The 7277-nt window shown below is 47.2% G+C and carries 10 protein-coding genes and 1 pseudogene; all 11 read left to right on the top strand.

Annotated features, from left to right (window positions below):
* Positions 1 to 530: pseudogene (locus tag A2048_10945) on the top strand (hypothetical protein).
* Between the two features lie 41 nt (positions 531 to 571).
* On the top strand, positions 572 to 832 hold the full coding sequence (locus A2048_10940) for a hypothetical protein (protein ID OGP10129.1): 261 nt from the start codon (positions 572 to 574) through the stop codon (positions 830 to 832).
* A gap of 8 nt (positions 833 to 840) precedes the next feature.
* Positions 841 to 1290 carry a hypothetical protein gene (locus A2048_10935; protein ID OGP10128.1) on the top strand — a complete coding sequence of 150 codons (450 nt, stop codon included), beginning with the start codon at positions 841 to 843 and terminating at the stop codon, positions 1288 to 1290.
* Between the two features lie 49 nt (positions 1291 to 1339).
* The gene (locus tag A2048_10930; GenBank protein OGP10127.1) at positions 1340 to 1561 is read left to right on the top strand and encodes a hypothetical protein; all 222 of its coding nucleotides are present in this window, start codon (positions 1340 to 1342) and stop codon (positions 1559 to 1561) included.
* Positions 1562 to 2149, top strand: coding sequence for a hypothetical protein (locus A2048_10925; protein OGP10126.1), 588 nt, complete (start codon positions 1562 to 1564; stop codon positions 2147 to 2149). It abuts the gene before it with no gap.
* A gap of 67 nt (positions 2150 to 2216) precedes the next feature.
* A complete protein-coding gene (locus A2048_10920) occupies positions 2217 to 2705 on the top strand; it encodes a hypothetical protein (protein OGP10125.1) in 489 nt (162 codons plus the stop codon).
* Positions 2706 to 2808: 103 nt separating this feature from the next.
* On the top strand, positions 2809 to 3405 hold the full coding sequence (locus tag A2048_10915) for a hypothetical protein (GenBank protein OGP10124.1): 597 nt from the start codon (positions 2809 to 2811) through the stop codon (positions 3403 to 3405).
* A 170-nt stretch (positions 3406 to 3575) separates the two neighbouring features.
* Positions 3576 to 4640: a hypothetical protein gene (locus A2048_10910; protein OGP10123.1), complete on the top strand. Its 1065-nt coding sequence runs from the start codon at positions 3576 to 3578 to the stop codon at positions 4638 to 4640.
* A gap of 13 nt (positions 4641 to 4653) precedes the next feature.
* Entirely contained in the window at positions 4654 to 5556 is a 903-nt protein-coding gene (locus A2048_10905) for an aspartate carbamoyltransferase (GenBank protein OGP10122.1), read from the top strand.
* A gap of 13 nt (positions 5557 to 5569) precedes the next feature.
* On the top strand, positions 5570 to 6694 hold the full coding sequence (locus tag A2048_10900; GenBank protein ID OGP10121.1) for a cyclopropane-fatty-acyl-phospholipid synthase: 1125 nt from the start codon (positions 5570 to 5572) through the stop codon (positions 6692 to 6694).
* 32 nt (positions 6695 to 6726) lie between these two features.
* Positions 6727 to 7277, top strand: a 551-nt coding sequence (locus A2048_10895) for a hypothetical protein (GenBank protein ID OGP10120.1), incomplete at its 3' end; no start/stop codon positions are given.

Raw genomic sequence — 7277 nt, 5'->3', positions numbered from 1 at the left:
GAACAAGCAGTTTCGGCAATGGCATATTTACGCGCTATCCAATCTTGAAATCAAACTTTGAATATATTCAAGAGCCGCGCCAACCGGAAAGCGGGCTATCCGATTATTCCGAGGAAGGTCGGGTATATATTGAATCAACCATTCAAGCACCGGATCGAAAATTCGATATAGGAACGGTTCATATGTCCTATACTGATAGATTTCTTCCTACTCCGGAAAAAGAAGCGGAGACAGATTTGTTAATTGATATTCTTAGAAAGAAGAAAAACTCTTTTCTTCTGTCAGGTGATATGAACTCCTTGCCGGACTCTTACACGATCCAAGAGATAATGAAGTATCTGAAAAACGTAGGGCCGGCGTTGGAAGAAAAAACATGGACTACCAAACCATTCTCTTATAAAGGGTTCGAGGCCAATACATTGGATTGGCGGCTTGATTACTGTTTTGCAACACCTGATATACTTATCAAATCCGCCCAGATAGTAAATACTCCTTATTCCGACCATTTACCTATCCTCTTGGAATTCTAAATAAAGCTCCCACGTCGTCCCACAAGTTCAGCATCAACAATATGAAAATCGAGAAAAAAGCTTGGCCGGATTACTTTGATAAGATAGTCTCAGGCGAGAAATCGTTTGACCTGCGCCTGGCGGATTGGGAGTGTTCGGTCGGAGATACCCTGCTTCTCCGAGAATGGAATCCTGCGTCAAAATCGTATACAGGAAGGGAGATTGAAAAGAAAATCACCTATATTCTCAAAACCAAAGACGTCGATCTTTTTCCGCAAGAAGACGTGGAAAAATACGGCTATCAAGTGATTTCTCTGCAATAGAAAATTTTATGAACGATAAAGATCCTATCCTTTTCTACGAAAGAGAATTCTACGTGTTTTCCAACTTCTCTTCCTTCAATGTAGAATGGAAAGGAACGCTTTGGATGACATCCGAGCACGCCTATCAGGCAGCGCATTTTACTGACGAAAAAATAAGCGAAAGCATAAGAAACGCCCGTTCGGCCCATGATGCCATGAAACTGGCTCGCGCCAACCAAGACAAAAAGCGGGCGGACTGGAAAGAGATAAAACTGGCTGTGATGGAAGAAATCGTGCGCGCCAAACTCGCCCAACATGCCTATATCCGGAAAAAATTGCTCCAGACGGGCACGCGGGAAATCATCGAGAACTCTCCCAAAGACAGCTTCTGGGGCTGGGGGCCGGACAAAGATGGCTACAATCACCTCGGCAAGATTTGGATGAAGCTGCGCGAAGAATTGATAGCATCAACAAAATAAGCTCCAAAGGGTTATTGAGCTGCCAGTCTTATACAACAAGTCCCCGCCTATGATGATGAAGTCATACGAAGAATATTTCAAGGATTTTCCCAGAAGGAGAGAGCGCTTGGAAAAAGTAGTCCGTTATCGGATATACCAGACGATGTTTTATCGCACCAACCTGGCTCAACATTCCAAGCGCGTCGCCTGGCAAACGCAAGCGCTCCTCGATATGCTTCCTGACTCTACGCGCTCTACGCTTGACGAAGAAAGGATCATCCTCATGGCTTGAGTGCACGATGATCATGAAATCATTGCAGGCGACCACCAGTCCGGAAACGAGTGGCATATGACGAAAGAGCAATTCTCCACTCTCCAACAGAAAGAAAATTGGGCGGTTGATGAGCTCTGCAAAGTATTCCCAGAAAATATCGGAAATTACATATACCGGGATCTCTTGACTGAAGCGGTAAAAGTGAATACCCTCGAGTCCCAGATCATCAAGCTGGCCGATAAGATAGAGGGTTCTGGCGAAGCCCTGCACGAGATTTTCGGCGGGAATGAGGCATTTTCCAGAGGCATCATCGACCCCGACTATCACAAAGAAATCAATGCCCCGCCGGTATACTATGGGAAATATTTCGATGCGCTCTTCGACAAACTCCCGCTCCTCTCACCGCTCTCATCGTTTCTCATCCCACCATTGGTCACCGCAACCATTTCGGATGAATTGATCAAAATAAGCAAGAACCGCTCTCCTCACACCAGAGCCTCGCTCGATATCCCCACCGGCTACGCCCCCTATGATTACTGGAAGAAAAATTTTCTCTCGCATGCTACAGAAAACGAGATCCGGCAACTGTATATCAAAGTAGAATAAACAGATTCAGTTATCACTAGAGTATCGCTTATCGACGGCCGTCGATAAGTGAATAAATGAAACTCCTATGCCTACTGCACTACTATCAGATTTCTCGCGCGTTCTTTTGCGACCGAAAGACAGAAAATATACCGGCGGATTGAACGCACTGCACAAAAGACTTCTGGCAGAGCTAAAAGGAACATACCAAATCCTTGATTACTATGAATTGAACGATGAATTGCTGGATTTTTACAAATCTTTGAAAGCAAAATATCCCGTGAACCTTTTCACGACTGATATCATCCAGAACCACCCGGAAATCAGAGCGCGCTTGAAACCGGTTTTCGACTATATCTTTGCCGCTAATGACCTCGGCCTGAGTAAAAAAGACCCACAGGCGTATATCTTCATAGCCAACAAGCTCCACCTTGATCCGCATGAGATAGTATATGTGGATGACCAACTAACAAACGTCGAAGCGGCCAACAAAGCCGGTTTGACAGCGTTCCAGTATGATAACGACAACCAAGAAATGATAGCAAAGATCAAAGCTCTTCTTTCCCCAAAGCCTTGACCTTTTATTAAAATTACGCTATCGTACTACTTTGTTATTTACCAACGTAACAGGACTTACTTTGTTCTGTTAATAACTACGAACGTTTTTCGAGGAGTAAACCATGCCAGACATCAACTACGTGATTTTTGATCTTGCCGAGGTGTTACTGACCGGCATTGCGGCGAGCGGTAAGGCTCTTGCGCGACAGTACCACCTTCCAAGTTCACCGCTCATGCTGCCAATTGTTTGGCAATTCTTTCATGGGGAAGTCAGCGAAGACGCGTATATTGACGAGATCCTCAGAGCCCATCCCCAGTTGGGCAGCCGCGATGAACTCAAATGCTATATTCGAAAAAACTTTACAGAAGTTGAAGGAACCCGTGAAATCATCCTCCGACTCAAAGAGCTTGGGTATCCATTGGCGTTATTGTCTGTACACGCCGAGGAATGGATCGTGGATTGCAACAACAGATTCGACCATCATAGGTTGTTTGATGTTGTTGCGTATTCGTACCTCGACAAGGTTTCCAAGCCTGACCATCGCTCGTTTAATTTTGTTATAGGGCGACTCGGTGCTCGTCCTGAACACTGCCTATTCATCGACGATTCTCTGCCAAATGTTCTGGCAGCTCGAGAACTAGGCATGCAAAGCATCCAATTTGTCACGGCAAAACAATTGAAGCCTGAGCTCGAGAAGCTGCTACCAGACTTCAAGTGAGACCCACATAAGAGAAATATTCAAACTACCAACGTCCTCCAGTCTGTTGATCATACACGGGCGGGGGTCTTTTTTTGCCTAAAATCGCCGAGAAGGCGGTTTTTTGATATACTCAAAAAAGGTGAGAAATTTCCTTGGTAACAAACACTTATTTTCCTTAACCCCATTCTATGAATCACGATATCCCACAAATACCAACGCCGCCAAGACCGGAACAAGAACCGCGCTTCCCTTCTCTGGAAGAGATAAAAACACAGCTTGCTAGATTTATGATTCACCCGGAAATCATCGGGTCCGAAAGAATTTCTGGAGACCATCGGAATCCTCGTAGTTATGAGGTCGCCACCATGGACGATAGCGGGAAAGTGGCACTCTACGCATACGTAGCTGATACCAGTACGGGCAGCGCCACCGTTTACGTATCATTCTGGAAAGGAGATCCGAGTCATCACCAATGGTTAGGAGGAACGAGCCTCTCGAGCTATAAACAAGCAACTCAGACTTGGTCTGATACAAGTAGCGCCTTTGATGCAAATCTCTCTCAAGCACACAAAGGCGCGTCACCTTACGGAGAAAAGCAGCTTGAACTACCCAAACCACCGGATGATGCCCCACAAGCAGAGAAGCAAAAATATTTTGCCCGCATTTTTGATCAAGCAAACGTCCGGTCTACGCAAGCGCTGATCGACATGGCCCGACACGAAAAAACACCCAGGGAAGATCTCCTAGAAATGATCTATTCCTCATTTGCAGCCATCGCTAAGCCGCATCTCCAGGTTGAATTTACTGAGCTCGCGCGTCAATATCTTGAATTACCAAAACCCGATGGTGTTATCATCAGTATTGATTCCATCAAATTCAATCGTGAGAGCAGAAAAGAAGGGAGACCGAAAGAGGAAATTATTAAAGAATTATCCAGATTATTTGATACAGCAGAAAAAATACTTGGGACCATGGATGTGCAGGAACTCGAAGCCAGTGAACATAGTTCACTTGAACAAGCGCTCACAAGAAGGGCTCTTGCAAAGCCATTTGCAGATAGGACAACAGAGGAGTTACTCGCCCTCAATCAATCTTATGAACCATACCCGTCATTGAAGAGCTGGAATCCGGCAGGCAGGCTTGAAGAGTATGAATTTAACGCGCTTAATCGTAGGAGAAATATACTCATGAACGCGATAGGGTCTTGGAATATAAATAGCGGAGGAATCCGGCATGATTTGAACAAAATTTAATAATCCCTCACGTATGAAACACATTGTCGAGTCGCAGCAATTTGACCGGAAGCTCTTGAGTTCGCTTTTCGCCATGGCGGACAAGTTGGAGAAAAAAACCGGAACGCCGCTCACAGGCAAAGTGATGGCCGCTCTTTTCTATGAACCGAGCACCCGCACCCGGTTCTCTTTCGAATCGGCCATGCTCCGCCTCGGCGGGAGCGTCATCACCACAGAAAACGCCAAAGAATTCTCTTCCGCCGCCAAAGGAGAATCCTTGGAAGATTCTATCCGCGTCATCAATAATTACGTCGACGTGATCGTGCTCCGCCACTATGAGCAGGGCGCGTCAGCCCGGGCCGCCCGCGTTTCCGCAGTCCCGGTCATCAACGCCGGCGATGGAGCCGGCCAACATCCTACTCAAGCCTTGCTCGACCTCTACACTATCCAAAAAGAACTGGGGAAAATCGATGGCATCTCGATCGCCTTCGTGGGTGATCTGTTACATGGCCGGACAATCCGCTCGCTCTCGTATCTCCTGGGAAAATATAAAAATATCAAGATATACTTCGTTTCGCCACCAGCCCTGAAAGTAGGCGAGGATATCAAAGTATATCTAAAAAAATACCGGGTGGATTACACAGAAACAGCCGATCTCAATTCCATCATTTCCAAAGTAGATGTTCTGTATCAGACCAGAATCCAGAAAGAGCGTTTCAAAAGCGAGAAAGAATACCAGAAGCTCAAGGGCTATTATCAGATAGATATGCAGCTGGTAAAGCAGATGAAAGCCCGATCAATCATCATGCACCCCCTGCCGCGCGTGGACGAGATCCTCCCAGAAGTGGACCAGTCTCCGAAGGCCATCTATTTCAAGCAGGCGCGTTATGGCTTGCTTATCCGCATGGCCTTGCTAAAATATCTGCTAGGCGCTTGAACCATCCAAAAAAATGACTTTCTCTCTCAAGGAAAAATCGCAGCAGATCTTGGCCCAAGCTGACATACGCATCAATGGCGACCGACCATGGGATATCGTCGTCCATGACGAGCGCCTGTATAAGAGAGTCCTATCGCAAGGCTCGATCGGACTGGGTGAATCCTATATGGACGGTTGGTGGGATGCAGAGCATTTGGATGAATTCTTCACAAGGGTACTCCAGATGCGCTTGGATAAAAAAATCAGCCGGACAAGAAAAATCATTCTCGGCATAATGAGCGTTCTTTTCAATCGACAATCACTTAGAAGAGCTTTCGAAGTAGGCGAGCAACATTACGATATCGGGAATGACTTGTACGCAGCCATGCTCGATAAGCGCCTCACCTATACGTGCGGCTACTTTAGCGGCCATCCGCCGGCTCTAGGGCTCGAAGAGGCACAGGAGCAAAAACTCGATTTGGTCTGCCGAAAACTCAATCTCCAGCCAGGACAGAAAATTCTCGATATCGGCTGCGGTTGGGGCAGTTTCGCCAAATATGCGGCCGAAAAATACGGCGTTTCGGTCACCGGCATAACCATTTCCAAGGAACAAGCCGCGCTGGCCCGTACCCTCTGTACCGGCCTGCCGGTGGAAATCATTCTCGAAGATTACAGGAAAATCAGCGGCACATTCGACCACATCGTTTCTCTCGGTATGTTCGAGCATGTAGGTTACAAAAATTACCGCACCTATATGGAAGTGGCCAGCCGCCATTTGAAGGATGGCGGGCTCTTCTTGCTCCACACTATCGGCGGAAATGAAACCACGCTTATCGGTGATCCCTGGTTCGATAAGTACATTTTCCCCAACGGCATGTTCCCTTCTATCGCCCAAATCGGCAAAGCCGTCGGAGACCTCTTCGTAATGGAGGATTGGCATAACTTCGGAGCGGATTACGACAAGACACTGATGGCCTGGTTTGCCAATTTCGATGCCGCCTGGCCTCGGCTCAAGGATAAATATGGCGACCGTTTCTATCGGATGTGGAAATATTATCTCCTGTGCGTGGCAGGATCATTCCGCGCTCGCGACAGCCAACTCTGGCAGATCGTGCTGTCTAAAAATGGAGTTCCTGGCGGTTACCAAACAACACGTTAAATGCTATACTAAAGAAAATTGATCTCAAAAAAATGGAAATGCACAAACCATCGAGTACGCGCGACTATGTGATCGCTCTCCTCATCGCGACGGCGCTCACCGTCTTTATGGGATTCTATCTTTTCATCCGCCGGGGCTACTTTTTCGACGCGCCGCCGACAGCCGATATGCTGTACGTCCCCAACAAAGCTATCGTCGGCACGGGCACGGTGCTCCTGGCTTTCACCTTTCTTATCGGCCCGATCGTCCGCTATTTCGACCGCTTTGACACCTGGCTCGGCTATCGCAAAGAGATCGGCATCGTCGGCGGATTCCTGGTTCTCTTTCATGCGATTATTTCATATTTTTTTCTCCCGCTCAAATTCCCGCAAGCATACCTGACTTTTGACTCCCTGCAGTTTTCGGCCGGGCTGATCGGAACGTTCTTGCTCATTTTCCTCTTCATCATTTCTTTCAAGAAAGCCATCGATCTCATAGGCGCGAGCCGCTGGTGGTTCCTGCAGCGCTGGGGGCTACGCCTCGTGATCTTGTTCACCCTCATTCACGTCTATTCGATGAAATGGAGCGGCTGGATGAAATGGCT

The organism is Deltaproteobacteria bacterium GWA2_45_12 (assembly GCA_001797365.1).
Taxonomy (GTDB): Bacteria; UBA10199; UBA10199; order UBA10199; family UBA10199; genus UBA10199.
The sequence above is the reverse complement of the archived record's forward strand: the minus strand, read 5'-3'. Positions and strand labels throughout refer to the sequence as shown.